The 16,922-nt window shown below is 46.5% G+C and carries 6 protein-coding genes and 1 pseudogene; 3 read left to right on the top strand and 4 right to left on the bottom strand.

The window, feature by feature from the left end:
* Window positions 1-84: 84 nt before the first annotated feature.
* Window positions 85-7,674, top strand: a complete 7,590-nt coding sequence (locus WC882_02370; GenBank protein ID MFA5842491.1) for an S-layer homology domain-containing protein — start codon at window positions 85-87, stop codon at window positions 7,672-7,674.
* Between the two features lie 86 nt (window positions 7,675-7,760).
* Here the strand turns inward: WC882_02370 and WC882_02365 are convergent, their stop codons facing one another.
* From WC882_02365 to gyrA, 3 genes and pseudogenes are all read right to left on the bottom strand, one after another.
* Window positions 7,761-8,078, bottom strand: coding sequence for a hypothetical protein (locus tag WC882_02365; GenBank protein ID MFA5842490.1), 318 nt, complete (start codon window positions 8,076-8,078; stop codon window positions 7,761-7,763).
* A gap of 6 nt (window positions 8,079-8,084) precedes the next feature.
* Window positions 8,085-8,228 (bottom strand): annotated as a pseudogene (gene rpmE / locus WC882_02360) (50S ribosomal protein L31).
* 1,416 nt (window positions 8,229-9,644) lie between these two features.
* Complete coding sequence (gyrA, locus tag WC882_02355; GenBank protein MFA5842489.1) at window positions 9,645-12,458, bottom strand: DNA gyrase subunit A; 2,814 nt, start codon at window positions 12,456-12,458, stop codon at window positions 9,645-9,647.
* Between the two features lie 108 nt (window positions 12,459-12,566).
* On the opposite strand from gyrA, the gene WC882_02350 reads away from it, so the two are divergent.
* A complete protein-coding gene (locus WC882_02350; GenBank protein MFA5842488.1) occupies window positions 12,567-13,904 on the top strand; it encodes a GGDEF domain-containing protein in 1,338 nt (445 codons plus the stop codon).
* A gap of 78 nt (window positions 13,905-13,982) precedes the next feature.
* Entirely contained in the window at window positions 13,983-16,103 is a 2,121-nt protein-coding gene (locus WC882_02345; protein ID MFA5842487.1) for a DUF87 domain-containing protein, read from the top strand.
* A gap of 2 nt (window positions 16,104-16,105) precedes the next feature.
* Here the strand turns inward: WC882_02345 and WC882_02340 are convergent, their stop codons facing one another.
* Entirely contained in the window at window positions 16,106-16,825 is a 720-nt protein-coding gene (locus WC882_02340; protein MFA5842486.1) for a sulfite exporter TauE/SafE family protein, read from the bottom strand.
* Window positions 16,826-16,922 lie beyond the last annotated feature (97 nt).

The raw sequence follows: 16,922 nt of genomic DNA, 5'->3' as shown, positions 1-16,922 counted from the left end.
AGGAGATCTTTATTTTTCGATTAAAATGTGTTATAATTCCTAGAATATTTGAGGCCTAAAAAATAAAAATTAAATTATTTATTTATGAAAAATTCCTTAAAAAAGATGAAAAAAATTTTTCTTTCTCTTTTCTTTTTAGCATATTTTTGTATCCCGTTTCCGTCTCGTGTTTTCGCGGCAAGCGAAACGGTTTCTTGTAATTCCACAACTTTAAATCAGGCCACTTTAGATGGTTATATTGGAGATGATGTAACTTTTACGGATGGCGGGGATGGAATTTGTATTTTTACAGGTACTTTGAGCGCGGCTTCGGTTACAGTAAATACTGGTGTCACTTTAACTCATAACGCTACAGGGTTTGATAAAGATCCCGGTGAGGGTGTTTTAATGGCAGGGCTTGAAATTACAACGACCGGGGATTTCACAATTCAATCAGGGGCGTATGTTAATGTGAATTATAAAGGATGCCAAGGGAGCAATAGTGATGGCTATGGTCCAAATGCCGTAACGGGTGTTTGCACAATTAGGACTACCGGATATGGTAAAACGGACAAGGGTGGTGCGGCTTACGGTGGAACCGGAGGTGCCGGTAGCGGCGGGGCTTCGTCTACTTATGGAGATCAAACAGCTCCAATACTTTTTGGTTCGGGTGGCGATTCCGATTCCGGCACAGCTCCATCCGGGGGAGGGAAAGTCCAACTTAATGTGGGGGGTGTTTTAACGGTTAATGGTTCTATTTCGGCCAATGGTGAAGCTAATACGTATTATTTTGCCGGAGGAGGCTCCGGCGGTTCGGTTTATATAACAACTGGGACTTTAACCGGAAGTGGGACGATTTCCGCTAATGGAGGGAACGGTTATGGGAATGGAGGTGGAGGTGGCGGTGGTAGAGCGGCAGTTTATTATGGTTCTAATTCTTTTAGCTTAACAAGTTTAACCGTTGCTGGGGGTACTGGAGTGGGGTATTCAGCCGGTGCAAACGGGACCACCTACATCGTTGATCAAACAAACAATGATTTATATGTTACGTCCGGACTTGGACTTGCAAATGGGGCAACTTATTCTTTTAGAGACATTATTGTAAGCAGTGGCGCCCTTATCACTGATGATGTTGGTGCTACAACGGCCACGATCGCGGCCACGCGCAATATTTCTTTCACTTCCTCGACTATTACAATTGATAGTTTGACGGCTCTCAATATGTCGGCCGGTGGGGCTATAACCTTTGCGGGGACAACAATGACGGGATGGACGCCAACAAATGGCAATTCGGGACTTACTTTTAATATTACAAGTGCGAATAGCGTTACTCTTTCAAGTTCTTCCAGTATTCAAGCCAGTTCGGTTTGGACGGCTACGACTGTTACTTTGGATAGCGGCACATCAATCAATACCAATTTCTTGGGATGTCCGGGTGGGCTAAGCAATGGATTTGGCCCAAATGCAAGTACGGGTTTTTGTGCGGTTACCACAACCGGGTATGGCAAGAATGATAAGGGTGGTGCGGCTTACGGTGGAATCGGAGGTGGAGGGAGCGGGGGAGCTTCAGCCATATATGGGGATCAAACGGCGCCAACCCTCATTGGATCCGGAGGGGATACTGATTGTGGAGCAGTACCTTATGCGGTAGGAGGAGGAAAGGTTCAAATTACTACTTCCGGCACTACAACCGTGAATGGATCCATCTCAGCTAATGGTAAAACTTATACGGGTTGTCACAGTGGCGGCGGTTCGGGTGGTTCGGTTTATATAACAACGGCGACTTTAACCGGAAGCGGCACAGTTTCTGCTAATGGAGGAAATGGTTATGGTAATGGAGGTGGCGGTGGAGGTGGCAGGGTGGCAATCTACTATGGGACTACGGACTTTAATTTTTCAAATGTAACCGCTACCGGTGGTACACTAGCAGGTTCAGGGGTGAATGGTGCAAATGGGACCACCTACATCGTTGATCAAACAAACAATGATTTATATGTTACGTCCGGACTTGGACTTGCAAATGGGGCAACTTATTCTTTTAGAGACATTATTGTAAGCAGTGGCGCCCTTATCACTGATGATGTTGGTGCTACAACGGCCACGATCGCGGCCACGCGCAATATTTCTTTCACTTCCTCGACTATTACAATTGATAGTTTGACGGCTCTCAATATGTCGGCCGGTGGGGCTATAACCTTTGCGGGGACAACAATGACGGGATGGACGCCAACAAATGGCAATTCGGGACTTACTTTTAATATTACAAGTGCGAATAGCGTTACTCTTTCAAGTTCTTCCAGTATTCAAGCCAGTTCGGTTTGGACGGCTACGACTGTTACTTTGGATAGCGGCACATCAATCAATACCAATTTCTTGGGATGTCCGGGTGGGCTAAGCAATGGATTTGGCCCAAATGCAAGTACGGGTTTTTGTGCGGTTACCACAACCGGGTATGGCAAGAATGATAAGGGTGGTGCGGCTTACGGTGGAATCGGAGGTGGAGGGAGCGGGGGAGCTTCAGCCATATATGGGGATCAAACGGCGCCAACCCTCATTGGATCCGGAGGGGATACTGATTGTGGGGTAGTACCTTATGCGGTAGGAGGAGGAAGGGTTCAAATTACTACTTCCGGTACTACAACCGTGAATGGATCCATCTCGGCTAATGGTAAAACTTATACGGGTTGCAATGGTGGTGGCGGATCGGGTGGGTCGGTTTATATAACTTCTGGGACTCTCACCGGGACAGGTTCAATTTCAACCACTGGAGGAAACGGTTATGGCGATGGCGGTGGAGCCGGAGGGGGTAGAGTCGCAATCTACTATGGAACTACGGATTTTAATTTTTCAAATGCAACCGCCACGGGTGGTACAAAAGTAGGTTCAGGGGTGAATGGTGCAAATGGAACGGTCTATACTATACAAACAGTTTCACTTTCCTCAATTGCAATTACCGATAATAGTGGATATACCAACGATTCCACTCCTGCTATTGCAATCACAAAATCCGGGGCCACTCCAACCCACATTGCTTTTTCGTGCAATGCAGGTTCAAACTGGTCCGATTGGATAGCCTATCCTGATGATGATGTTGTGAACGATGATGATGGTCCTGTCTTTGACATCACTAATGGTGCAACAGGTTGTTCAGCCACCAACGAACTTAAAACAATTTCCGCAAAAATAAAAAACGATACCAGTACTTCATCGACTGTTTCAGATACAACAACCTATGACACCGTCGCCCCAACCGTTTCCAATGTCACGGCAACCAATGCAAACGGCACCTATGGAGTTGATACGGTGATTCTTGCTACGGTCCAATTTGACAATAGTATGGTTGTCACTGGCATGCCTCAACTTCAATTGGATTTTAATGGAACAGATCGTCAAGCCAACTACAGCACGGTTTCAACGGATACACTTTCCTTCACTTACACAATCGTAAATGGAGATAATAAAACGGATCTTGATTATACGGGAACCGGTGCACTTACGTTTAATAGCGGAACCATTAAGGATCTTGCAGGGAATACGGCTACTTTAACGCTTCCCACTCCGGGAGCCGCAAGTTCACTCGGTGCAAATAAAGACATCAACATTAGTACCAACCAAACCCCAACTGCTGCGTCAGCAACCGGCACCAAGCTTACAAACGGGAGCGGAAATGTAACAGTTTCTTTTATCGCAGACGATCCGGATGATGACGATACCCTTCAAGCACTGGTGGAATACAATGTGGGTGCAGGATGGCAAAAAGCTACGCTTTCCGAGATCGGAGGGAATATAACGGCTACTTATGGCACGGTTAATGTGGAAAATGACAATGCCTATCAAGTTGGAAATGCGAGCGGTTATATTACTTCGTCTTCCGGTGCGAACACCATTTCCGTGATTTGGAATTCGAAAACCGATGTTCCAACAGCCAGCACAGCCTCGGTCCAAATTCGCGTTACACCCTACGATGGAATAGAGGCGGGGAGTGCGGTTTCTTCTTCGACTTTTATTGTCGATAATGTCAGCCCGACGAGTTTATCGACTTTTGCGGTTCCGGGTTCCACCTTGAATTCCATCAGTTTGAGTTGGATTTCCGCCACAGATACGTATTTTAATCATTACGAAATTTGGTATGGCACGAATTCATTGGACGTAGATAACCGTACGGGCACCGCGCTCGAATGGGATAATTCGGATGACGGCGCGCTTACCACCGCGACCACAACCGGGACCACGATCACCGCCGGGATTTCCGAGGATCTCACATATTATCTTAAGATTTGGGCGATTGATAATTACGGGAATGAAATAACGCTTGCGGCAATTTCCCGAAGCACGAATACGACCCCGCGGAGTTTGGCGAATTTTATCGCATCAGCAACGACTTCTTCAACCATTACCTGGACATGGACCTCTGCGGTGGATGCTAATTTCAATCATTATGAAATTTGGTATGGAACGAATTCCGATGATGTAATCGGGCGCACGGGTACGGCGGTTGAGTGGGATGCGGATAATGATGCAACTTTAACTACGGCCACGACAGCGACAACAACAATCACAGGACTGAGCGAAGACACGACCTATTATGCCAAGATTTTTGCCATCGATAATAACAGCAATGAAGCGACGCTTTCCGTATCAACGGGGAATAATAACGGGAAACCGACTTTGAGCGGAGTCTCTTTGGTTCAGCTCACCGATGGCACGGGCGATGTCACGGTTTCATTCACTGCGAATGATCTTGATTGGAATAATGTCAGCGCCTTGGTTGAATATAATGTGGGTTCAGGCTGGCAAAAAGCGACCCTCTCCGAAGAGGGGAGCGACGTCACCGCCACTTACGGCACACCCGCCGTGGAAAATGACAACACGTATCAGGTTGGAAACGCAGGAGGTTATATTGTGACAGGTTCCGGAGCGAATACGGTTACTGTGGTTTGGTTGTCCGGCACGGATGTTTCCACAACGAATACGGCAACGGCGCAGGTTCGAATAACTCCTTATGACACGATTGAGCCCGGAGCCATGGTGGCATCGGATAATTCTACGATCGATAACGTCGACCCCGTAGGGCTTGCCACATTTGAGCGCACCGGGACCACTTTTTCCACCCTTGTTTTGAGTTGGACTGCGATTACGTCCGAGTTTGGGTTCAATCATTACGAAATTTGGTATGGAACAAATGCCGATGATGTAATCGGGCGCACCGGCACAGCGTTCGAGTGGGATCAAACGGATGATGCGAATTTGTCTACCATGGCCACGGTCGGGACGACCCTTACGGGCTTGAGTGAAAGCACGACGTATTATGTGAAAATTTTTGCACTTGATAACATGGGAAATGAGATGACCCTTGATTCGTTAACCACGTTCACCAACACGCGCCCCGTTGTTTCCTCGGCAAGTGCGATGGAAACCACGGATGGAAGTGGAGAGGTGACTTTAACGATTATCGGGAGTGATGCAAATAGTGAAGACCTCGAGTACTTGGTTGAATACAACACGGGTGCAGGTTGGGAAAAAGCGACGCTCAGTGAAATGACGGAAGATACGATTGTTGAATATGGAGTTTCTCCGATGGTTGAAAATGACAATGCGCGCCAAGTGGGGACGGATGGATCTCCTATTCCCGGGAATGCGGGGCCGAACACTCTCACCGTGATTTGGCTGGCCGGGACGGATGAACCGGATGTTGAAATTGCGAATGTTCAGTTTCGTGTAACTCCTTATGATGGGAATGAAAATGGAGGAGCCACCACGTCCGAAGCGTTTGCTTTGGACACGTATGATCCTCAGAATTTAACCATGTTTGTTGTGGGGTCTTTTACCGGCACCACGGTGACTTGGACATGGTCTGCGGTGACGGATACGAATTTTAATCATTATGAAATTTGGTACAGTTCCACTCAGTCGGATGCGGAAAATCGCAGTGGAACCGCGATGGAATGGGATTCGGTTGATGATGTCACTTTGGCCTCGGCGGAAACCGCCACTACGACCATCACGGGTCTTGTTGCCAATGATACGTATTATTTTAAACTTTTTTCACTCGATGATTTCGGAAATGAATCCGCTTCCGTTACGCGAAGCAATACCATGAATTCCGCTCCTTCGGTTTCAACGACTACCGCTACTTTTCCCACCACAGGCACCGGAGAAGTGACGATTTCGACGACATTGAGTGATGCGGAAGCGAACAATGTACAACTTTTAGTGGAATACAATATCGGTTCGGGTTGGGAAAAAGCCACGCTTTCCACCGAGGCCGGTGATCTTACGAACACAAGAGGGACTGTGCCGACGCTTGCCAATACCGATCCTCGACAACTCAGCGGGATCAGCACCACGGGGGGCAGTAATGTTTTAACCTTTGTTTGGCTTTCTAAAATCGATGAACCTTCTGCCGATACTTCCACGGCTCAAATTCGTGTGACCCCTTACGACGGTTCCATGGAAGGGAGTGCGATGGCTTCTTCCGAATTTATTATCGACAACGCTGCGCCGAGCGGATTGTGGGGATTGATGTTGGATGGTACCGGAGATAGAATCGATGTTACTTGGGTTTCGGTTTTGGATTCCCATTTTTCCATGTATGAAATTCAATATTCCAGTAATGGAGGGGCTTACACGGTGTTCAATGCGGTGCAAGATGCAACGCTTGCAACGGCGGAAACGTCTTCGGTGTGGATTTCCACATTAACCACAAGCTCTGGGAATTCGTACAATGTTAATCTTTATGCGCTTGATACCTACGGGAATCGTTCAGGGCCTTTATCCGGCACTCTGAATATAGGAGGCAGCGGAACTACCACCGGGCCCGGAGGCGGTAGCAATGGGGGAGGCGGTCATTCAAGCTCTCATACCGAGACGATAGAAACGGTCGTCGATATTATTCCGGAAATAGAGGTGCCGCAGGAAGAAGAAACAATTCCTCCCGAAGATACTGCCCCTGAAAATGTTGAAATTACAGGCTCGAATCCTTCCACTTCTTTGAATGAAATTGTGGACAATTTGGGAACCATTATTCCCGAGGATTTGACGTGGGCGGAAAGTACTTTGAAGAATTTCGGAGAGATGGATTTGATCCAAACGATTTACAGCTCTTCGGACCCTTTGCAGCTTTTGATTTTTAATTTTTTCTTTCAACCGTTTGGCGGATTGAGTCGTATGGAGGTTTTGCAACTCTCGATGCTTACATTTATGGGAGAAGATTTAGGGCAAGAACTTCAAATTTCCATGGTGTCCGGGATTTCGATTTTCTCGGATGCCGAACAAAATTTAACCGATATTCCCTATCTTAATATTGCGTTTGAGCATGGCGTGATTTCCGGATATCCGGACAAGACCTTTCGGCCCACTCAAGAAGCCACTCGGGCCGAGGCGCTGAAAATGTTGCTCCTTTCGTCAGGAGTTCGGATCGTGATCGATTCCTCTCAGGGCTTGTTGGCGCAGTTTAACCTTGAGAAAAATCCGTTTTCGGACATGTCTTTGAATGATTGGTATGCCCCGTATGTTTTGTATGCCTACAAAAAAGGCATTATTAACGGGTATGGCGATGGCACTTTTAAAGGGAATCAGATGATTTCTCGTGCTGAATTTTCTAAAATTTTAACCAATTTATATGAACAAGCGGTTAATACTCATGCCACGGCAAAAGTGAGAGTTCCGAGAATTGTTATACCAATGCTCAATTAGCGGGAGGCGCGAAGCTTTTTTCGGATATGCCCATTAAATCGTTCGCGCTAACATGAAAAATCCTCGCGTCTCCCGTTTTATAGATATTACTTCTTCTTTGAAGTCGTTTTTTTGACTTTGGCTGTTTTGGCAACCGGTTCAGCGGCTGTTGTTTCCGGGACGGAAGCGGTTTCAGTGGGGGGAGTGACCGGAGTTTCCATTGGGACCGGGCGATTTTTTCGGATGCGGGTCATGAGTTCTTGTTCTTTGACCATTTCGTGTTCACGATCGCGTTGGAGTGCTTCATTGACTTTGTCTTCAATGGTTTTGCGTTTTTTCTCTTCTTTTTTTGCCACGACATTTTTCTTTTGATCCGCGAGTTTGCGTCTTAATGTGAACATTTCGATACGACCGGCCGTGTCCACGGTTTTGCGTTTACCGGTGTAGAACGGATGACATTTGGAACACAACTCAGTGGTGTAGGTTTCGAGGGTGGAGCCTGTTTTAATCACTGCTCCGCAGGAACAGGTGATTTGGGCTTTTTGAAAATAGGTGGGGTGTATGCCGGATTTCATTGTTTTTTGGGATGTTTAGATGATTTTTTAGGTTGAACAGGCTTCGTTGCCGGAGTTTTCCGTCTGGAAGCGGACGCAGTATATTTTAAGTAGCCCAAGATTGCAAGTGGAATCGAAAGTGCGACGGCTAACGCTAAAATCATATCTTTTACGTATTCATTTATTCCGAATTTTTCCAACTCCAAAGTGCGGCTTTCTCCGGTGGCATCAGTGACTACCAAAGTGGTGGGATAAGAGATTGACTCGGATTTTGGAAGTGAAATTTCAAACACAGCGGTTTCAGCCATTATTTCTCCGGTTTCATTGAGCCATTGATAGGTGAGATCCGTGGGGGAGCCGTTTGGATCATAGGTTTGGCTGGCGTCGAGTACGAGATAGGAATTATTTTCTTCATCGGTCTCTTCGTATTGAGAAAAAAGGATCACCGGGCCATGATTTTGAGGATAGGAATCATCAAGATCGAGCAGTCCGTCGTCATCGTCATCGAGGTCGGTGTTATCGCCGGTGCCATCGTCATCCGTGTCTGTTCCTTCCGTGGGGTCGAGAGGGAAAGCGTCTTGGCTGTCGAGTGTTGCATCTCCGTCCGTATCTGCGACTAGAGGATCGGTGATGTCTTTGGGTTTAAGGCTTTCGGGATCCACCGCCGAGGTTTCATGAGTGTCGATTAAACCGTCGTTGTCATCGTCGGTATCGGCATTGTCTCCAACGCCATCCGCATCCGTGTCCGCGGATTCGGTGGGGTCTTCGGGGAGAGAATCTTCGGGGTCGAGAATTCCGTCATTGTCATCATCCGTATCCGCGTTGTTGCCCAATCCGTCGTTGTCCGTGTCTTTGGATTCGTTTTTATCGTAAGGGAAAAGATCGTCCGGATCCAAGGCTTGATCATTGTCATCGTCCGGATCCGAGGCATTGCCCACTCCGTCGAGATCATTGTCGTAATCCACGGTGGTGGAGAGATAGGCGGTGTTGTTTGCGGCATCGTCTCCGGATCCGTCCCAAGGATAAATGGCTACGGAAATCGTATAGGTTCCGGCTGTGGGGCGCCAATCCACAAAAACGGTATCGGTTTGGCCCGCAATCACGGAAATGGATTGATCGGTTCCGATTTGTTTTCCTGTGGTTTGGTTTATGAATTGTACGGACCCCAAAAGATCGTTTGTCCCATCATTGTTTACGGAGGCGTAAACTCTGATTGTTTGATCGTGAACAATGGTGGCATCGGAAAACCACACATTTCCGGTTCCTATATAAAGGTCTCCGGACGCGGCAAAGGTCAAAGAAGGGCAAGCAAGGAGGAGAAAAAGGGCAAAAACCGCGAGGTTTTTAGGGGAGATTTTTGAATTGGGCATTGGGGAAGGGAGTTAGAAAATGATCAATGTATAGAAATTACGAATGATCAAATGCGCTATGTGCGTGCTAAATTTTCAACGTTGGCTGTTCGGCGACCTTGGTTTTTTTGGCTTTTACTTCCGTTTTTTCGCCTTCTTCTCCTTCAATCGTTCCTTCCTCGGCTTCTTCCGCCTCGGTGGTTTTGTTGATGATGGAAATGGAGGCCACATGATCATCTTTGTTGAGGCGCATCAAATACACGCCTTGGGTTGCACGTCCGCGGCCCGGAATGGATTCCAAGGGGAGTCGGATGATTTGTCCCACTTTTGACACAATCACGAGATCGCCTTCGATGTCTTCTGCAAGGATACGAGCTCCAACGATTTTACCGGTTTTCGGGGTGAGGTTGGCGGTTTTGATTCCGGATCCTCCACGAGATTGGAAGCGGTAGCTGATGAGCGGGGTGCGTTTTCCCAGTCCGTTTTCCGTGACAATCAAAAGGTCTGCGCCTTCTTTTTGGATGATGTCCATTTGGATGACAATGTCATTCGTTCCTTTGAGGCGAATGCCACGAACTCCCATAGAGGCGCGTCCGAGCGGGCGCACATCGTTTTCGTCGAATTGAATGCATTGAGCGCCTTGGGTCACAATGACCACGCGATCGTTGCCTGAAGTCTCTTTGACCCATTCGAGTTCATCGTCCGGGCGCAACTTGATGGCAATGAGCCCGCTTTTTCGTACATTTTTGAATTCTTCCACCGCGGTTTTTTTGACTGTACCTTTGGAGGTTCCCATAAACAGGTATTTTCCGGTAAAGCTTTCATTCATACCCAAGATGGCGGTTACGCGTTCGTCTTTTTCGAGTTGAAGGAGGTTGACGATGGCTTGGCCTTTGGCGGTGCGAGAGGTTTGCGGGATTTCGTACACCGGCAATTTGAACACACGACCTCGATTGGTGAAGTACAAAAGTTCGTCGTGGTTGTTGGCGTAGCGCAAAATGGCAATTTCATCTTCTTCTTTGGTGGACATGCCAATGATGCCTTTGCCTCCGCGTCTTTGGGTGCGGAAAGAAGAAGGCGTGACACGTTTGACGTAGTTTTCCTCGGTGAGGATCACGAGCATGGGCTCGTTCGGGATTGTGTCTTTGGCGGAAATTTCTCCCACGGCATGAGGCACGATTTCGGTGCGACGAGGATCTCCGTATTTTTCTTTCATTTCCGCGAGTTCTTTTTTCATAATGGTTTCGATTTTTCCGGCATCCAATAAAATGCCTTCCAATTCTGCGATGAGAGCGATTTTTTCCTTATATTCGTCTTCGATTTTTTGATGTTCGAGCCCGGCCAGGGTTTGGAGGCGCATCTCAAGAATGGCTTCGGCTTGAAGCTCGGAGAGTTTGAATTTTTTCTGTAAAGAGAGACTCGCTTCTTCTTTGGTGGCGGATTTTTTAATGGTTTCGATTACGGCATCGATGTTATCGAGCGCGGTTTTGAGACCTTCGAGAATGTGGGCGCGGGCTTTGGCGATTTTGAGTTCGTATTCGGTGCGGCGCGTGATGACTTTTTTGCGATGTTTGAGGAAGTATTTGAGCACTTCTTTTAGGTTGAGAAGGCGCGGTTGGAGTCCGTCCACGAGCGCGATCATGTTCATGTTAAAATTCGTTTGCATTTGGGTGAGTTGGTACAAACGATTGAGGACTTTTTTAGGATAAGCGTCTCGTTTGAGTTCAATGATGATGCGAATTTCGTCGCGGCTGGATTCGTCGCGGAGGTCGGAAATTCCCATGAGTTTTTTGTCACGCACCAAGTCCGCCATTTTTTCGATGAGCGTGGCTTTGTTGACTTGATAGGGGATTTCATCCACTCGAATGATGGATTTTCCGTTTTTGAGCTCTTCGATTTCGGCGCGGGCGCGCATCACAATGCCGCCTCGTCCGTTCACGTACATGTTTTTGATGGCTTCGTTGTCATAAATAAGTCCTGCGGTCGGAAAATCGGGACCTTTGATATAGGCCATGAGTTCTTCGATCGTGATTTCCGGGTTGTCGATGAGGGCCACGAGTCCGTCCACGAGTTCTCCAAGGTTATGAGGTGGGATGTTGGTGGCCATACCCACGGCAATTCCCATGGTCCCGTTGAGAAGGAGTTGAGGGATTTTGGTGGGGAGTACGGTGGGTTCTTTTCGCGTGCCGTCGTAGTTTTCGGTCCAGTCCACGGTTTCTTTATCAATGTCTGCAAGCATTTCTTCCGCGATTTTGGTCATTTTGGCCTCGGTGTAACGGTAGGCGGCGGCGCTGTCTCCGTCGATGGAACCAAAGTTTCCTTGTCCGTCCACGAGCGGGTATCGGAGCGAAAAGCTTTGGGCCATACGAACCATGGAGTCGTATACGGCCGTGTCGCCATGAGGATGGTATTTACCTAAAACATCTCCGACCACGTTCGCGGATTTGCGGTATTTGGCAGTGGAACGAAGTCCGGTTTCTTGCATTACGTAAAGGATGCGGCGATGCACGGGTTTCAATCCGTCGCGAACATCGGGTAAGGCGCGGGACACGATCACGCTCATGGCGTAATCGAGGTAGCAGGTTTCCATTTCATCGGAAATGGAGCGCAGGCGTTCGTTGGCGGCCAAGGCGGTGAATAGGGTGGGGGTTGGGGTGTTGCCGTCTCCTCCGACTTCGGGGAGGGGGGTGGCCGTGGCTTCAACCGTTGCCGGGGTTTCTGTGATCTCGGGAGTTGATTTTATAATTTTTTCAGCCTCTTTTGATGGTTCGGGCGTCGCTTCAATTGGCGCCTTTTTTGCTTTCTTTTCCTCGGGTTTTTGAGTCAAGTCTTTTTTCGGTTTTTTAGGTTGCTTGTTGGGGGTTGAATCGTTAGGATTCTGACCGTCATTTTTCTTAGGCATAATAAGGAATCAATAAGAAGTAGAGGAAATTTTTACTGCGTAACTTTAGCACAAAATTGGAAAGGAGTGGTAGGGGAAGTGAGGTGGGGTTGACAAATATGATTAAAAATGATTAAATTCGTCTCTTCTTCTGATTGGGGTTTTGTAGTTATTAAATGATTTAGTGTTATGTCTTTTCTTTCTGGAAAATTAACATTCCCTTTACAACCAATTTCTTTTTGGAAGCCCGCGAGGTTGGTGGGGGTGGAAGCTGTAGACAAAGCGAGGCATCCGGTTGTATTCCAAGGGCAAACGCTTGCTACTCCTGAAAGATATGGGAAATTTGTTGAATCTTTAATTCAGTTTTTTCGTGAAAGGCTTTCATTTCTTCCCGAAGTGTCTTCTTGTTTATTATATGAAAATCCAGATCAAGAATCTTTACAATTTCTTGGAAGGGAAGAACAATTGATCCGTTTGGATCGTTTGACGACCGTGATTTCAAGGGTTGTTCAATCGGAACATTTAGATATTCTTGAGTCATTAGATCAGTTTTTGCCGGGTTATAGGGAGCGATTTAATGGAGTTGTAACAAGATTGGCTAAGCCGGTTGTTTTTGCTGAGGGGCCTATGAGGGATCTTGCTTTTGAGGATACATGCACAGAGTTTCGGGCGGCGATGACGGGGATTTTGGGAGCTTCTATTGAAAAGAGTCATCATGAAAAATGGGGAGAATATGGGGCATTAACCCGGGAGGCTTTTGATCAGAGTCGAAGAACTGCATTGAGTTTTGCTCAACGTGTTGAATTTCCGTGTGCTCAACTTTTTATGGATTTGGATTCCTTTAAGAAAGCTAATGATCGATATGGGCAAATTGCAGGAGATTATATTATAGGAGAATTTTTTAGACGTATTCGTTCGATTATTCGTCCGGAAGATCTCCTTTGTGCCGCAGGAGGGGATGAGGCGATTATATTTATGCCAAATACAGATCAAGCAAAGGCGGTTTTGGCTGCGATAAGAATTCAGGACGCGGTACTTAAAGATCCTTTTGTTATTCCTTCAGGAAAAACCAATGAAAAAAAAGGACCTATTGTTTTAGATGGCGAGGATCATAGAGCTTTAACTCTTTCTGTTGGGATTGGAGCTGTTTCTACTTTAAAGAATGAAAGTAAACCGGAAATTTTTTTAGGAGGAAGAGCTCCTTGTAATCTTGAGGATCTTTCTACACTATTAGAAGCGAAATCGGAACGTGCTATGAAGGCGGCAAAATGTTTAGGGCGTCATCCTTCAACGGGTAGATTTGTTGTCCGTATAGAGTCTCAGGATGGAGTTGATACTTATATAACAACCCCTGATCCGGATTTTTTGTATAAAAACACGATTGTTGTTGCAAGTCTTTTGACCCCGTTGATTTTAGCTTATTTGGATGCTGTTACAGCCAGTAAGGCTAAAGAGGGGGATCGTTAGGAATTTTTTATAATGGTTTCACATTGAATTCTCTCGGCTTTTTTGCTATAATTATAAGATTTAAAACCCGGGAACCCCATGACTGAAACCGTCCAAAACACAAATCAAACTCCAATATCGACCGCAGTGCCGAATGGCGCTTCTGTGGCTCCACAAGCCACGGAGACGGCTGTTGCAATGGCCCCTGCGGCCAAGCCAATCAAGCCGGTAAAATTAGGATTTTTTGCCAAATTCAAGGCTGATTGGAAAGCCCGAACTGAGGCGAATCGCGTTAAAGGTCAGTCTTTAAAAGCGCAAAAAGAGGGGACGTCCGGAGTCTCCGGCACGGGTTCGGCAGCTTCCAATCATGCCGCCGCTTCTCTTGAGAACCTTCCCAAAGACGAGGATGGCCATGCGGATTTTACCAAACTTTCCCTTGAAGATAAGAAAAAAGTCATTGAAGCGGAAAAGATTTTTCAACAAGGCATGTCCACGATTCGAGATTTGATTGCTCCTTCTTCCACGGAAATCGCGTTCAATCATGTGTTGATGGATGGCGTTTTTGCCAAGAGTTTCTTTGTGTTTTCTTACCCTCGTTATATTGATACCAACTGGCTTTCTCCGGTGGTCAACTTTGATGTGACCATGGACATCGCGCAATTTATTTATCCGATTTCTTCGGAGAAAATCATGAAAACGCTCAAATCGCAGGTGGCGAAATTTCAATCCAGCATTCACATGTCTCGAGATAAAGGTCAGGTTCGTGATCCGGCTTTGGAAACCGCACTTGAGGATGCGGAAGAGCTTCGTACCGATTTGCAACGAGGCCAGGAGAAATTTTTTCAATTTGCACTTTATTTTACGGTGTATCACGAAGATGAGAAAAAACTCGAACGTATCACCAAGCAAATCGAGAGTTTGCTCGGAGGAAAATTGGTGCTCACGCGTCGCGCGGATCTTCGTATGAATCATGCGTTCAATTCTTCTCTTCCTTTGGCGCTCGATGAATTGGAAGTGGCGCACAATATGAACACGTCTCCGCTTTCCTCGACTTTTCCGTTTATTTCATCCGAACTCACTTCCAATAAAGGAATTTTGTACGGGCTCAATCGCCACAACGACAGTTTGATTATTTTTGATCGATTTTCCCTTGAAAATGCCAATGCCGTGGTGTTTGCCAAATCCGGGGCCGGAAAGTCTTATGCCGTGAAACTTGAGATTTTACGCAGTTTGATGATGGGCACGGATGTGATTGTGATCGATCCTGAAAATGAATACGAAGCGCTTTCGCAAACCGTGGGCGGGTCGTATCTTCGCGTATCGCTCAACTCTGACCGTCGTATCAATCCGTTTGATTTACCCAAGCCGCTCGATCAGGATGAAATGAAACCCGGGGACTTGCTCCGTTCCGCGGTCATCGACCTCACGGGTTTGATGAAATTGATGTTCGGCCAAATGACGGCTTCGGAAGAGGCGCTCATCGATAAAGCGTTGCTCGATACGTATGCGACCAAAGGCATTACGATGGACACGCCGGATCCCGCGCATTTTGAACCTCCGACCATGAATGATTTTTATAGCGTGTTGTCCTCGATGGAGGGCGCAACCGAGCTGGCTCAACGGATTCAAAAATACACCACCGGAACGTTTGGCGGGATTTTTAATCAAGCCACCAATGTCGAACTCGACAGCAAGTTGGTTGTGTTTTCGATTCGTGATTTGGAAGATTCTCTTCGCCCGATCGCCATGTATATTATTTTGAATTATTTGTGGAATCGTGTGCGCAGTCAATTGAAACGTCGCATTCTTGTTATTGATGAAGCCTGGATCATGATGCAACATGAGGATTCGGCCAAGTTTTTGTTTGGGCTCGTCAAACGCGCTCGCAAATATTATCTTGGGGTTTCCACCATCACACAGGATGTGGAAGATTTTATGAAAAATTCATTCGGGAAGCCGATTGTGAGCAATTCTTCATTGCAACTTTTGTTAAAACAATCGCCGGCGGCCATGGAGGTGTTGACCGGGGTATTCAATTTGACGCAAGGTGAACGCTATATGTTGTTGAACAGTGGTGTGGGCCAAGGTCTCTTTTTCGCCGGTTTACAACATGTGGCCATTCAGATCATCGCGTCGTACAGTGAAGATAAAATCGTGACCACCAATCCGGAGCAGTTGCTGAAGCAGAGAGATAAGGATGAGGTGATGATGGCGAAATAATTTTATTTCACAATCAGCGAAATTCCCATAATCAACAACAGAACGATGAACAGTTGCTTGAATATTTTTTCGTCCATTTTTTTGTAAAATTTGTTGCCGAGATAGAGTGAAATGAGGAAAACGGGAAGAAGGACTATGGCTTGAATCATTGTTTCACGGTTCAACATTTCGCTTTGAATAAGGAGTGGGACTCGTAATACATTGATGATGCCCAATATTCCGATGAGCGTGGCTCGTACGACGTCCGTTTTTTCAATTTTATTATAAATATAGGTGATGAAAAGCGGGCCTCCGGACGAAAATAAACCGGAAAAGAATCCGCCCAGGAAGGAAAATAAAAAGCCCAATTTGTTGAAGATTTTGATTTCGCGTTTTTTGATGAAGGAGTAAGAGGCATAAAGCACGATGAAAACGCCCAGTAATTTATTGAGGATTTCAGGATTACCGAGTTTGAGAATTTGGACGCCGATCACGAGCCCAATTATGCCTCCAATTCCCATTTCCAGAACAATTTTTTTGTTCATCAGTTTTCGGTTTTGGTAAACCAAAATACTGCTGAATAAGAGTAGGAAGATTGATGTTAAGGCAATGGATTTTTGCAGGCTTAAAACAATCATTAAAATCGGGAAGGCAATCAAGGTCGCGGCAAAACCAAATACGGTTTGTGCGAAAAATCCGATGCCAATGCCGAGGGCTAAGATTAAGGAGGTTTGAAGGTCCATTTTTTTGTGAGTGAAGCGAATTGTCGGAAGAAGCTTATTCTGGAATGGATTTGAACGCAATTTCAAAAAAAGAGCCCCTTTGGATGGGGCTCTTTTT

The organism is Candidatus Gracilibacteria bacterium, assembly GCA_041658685.1.
In the GTDB taxonomy this organism is placed as follows: domain Bacteria; phylum Patescibacteriota; class Gracilibacteria; order UBA1369; family UBA12473; genus JBAZZS01.
Note: the sequence above shows the minus strand (reverse complement) of the source record. Positions and strands in the feature narration are given on the sequence as shown.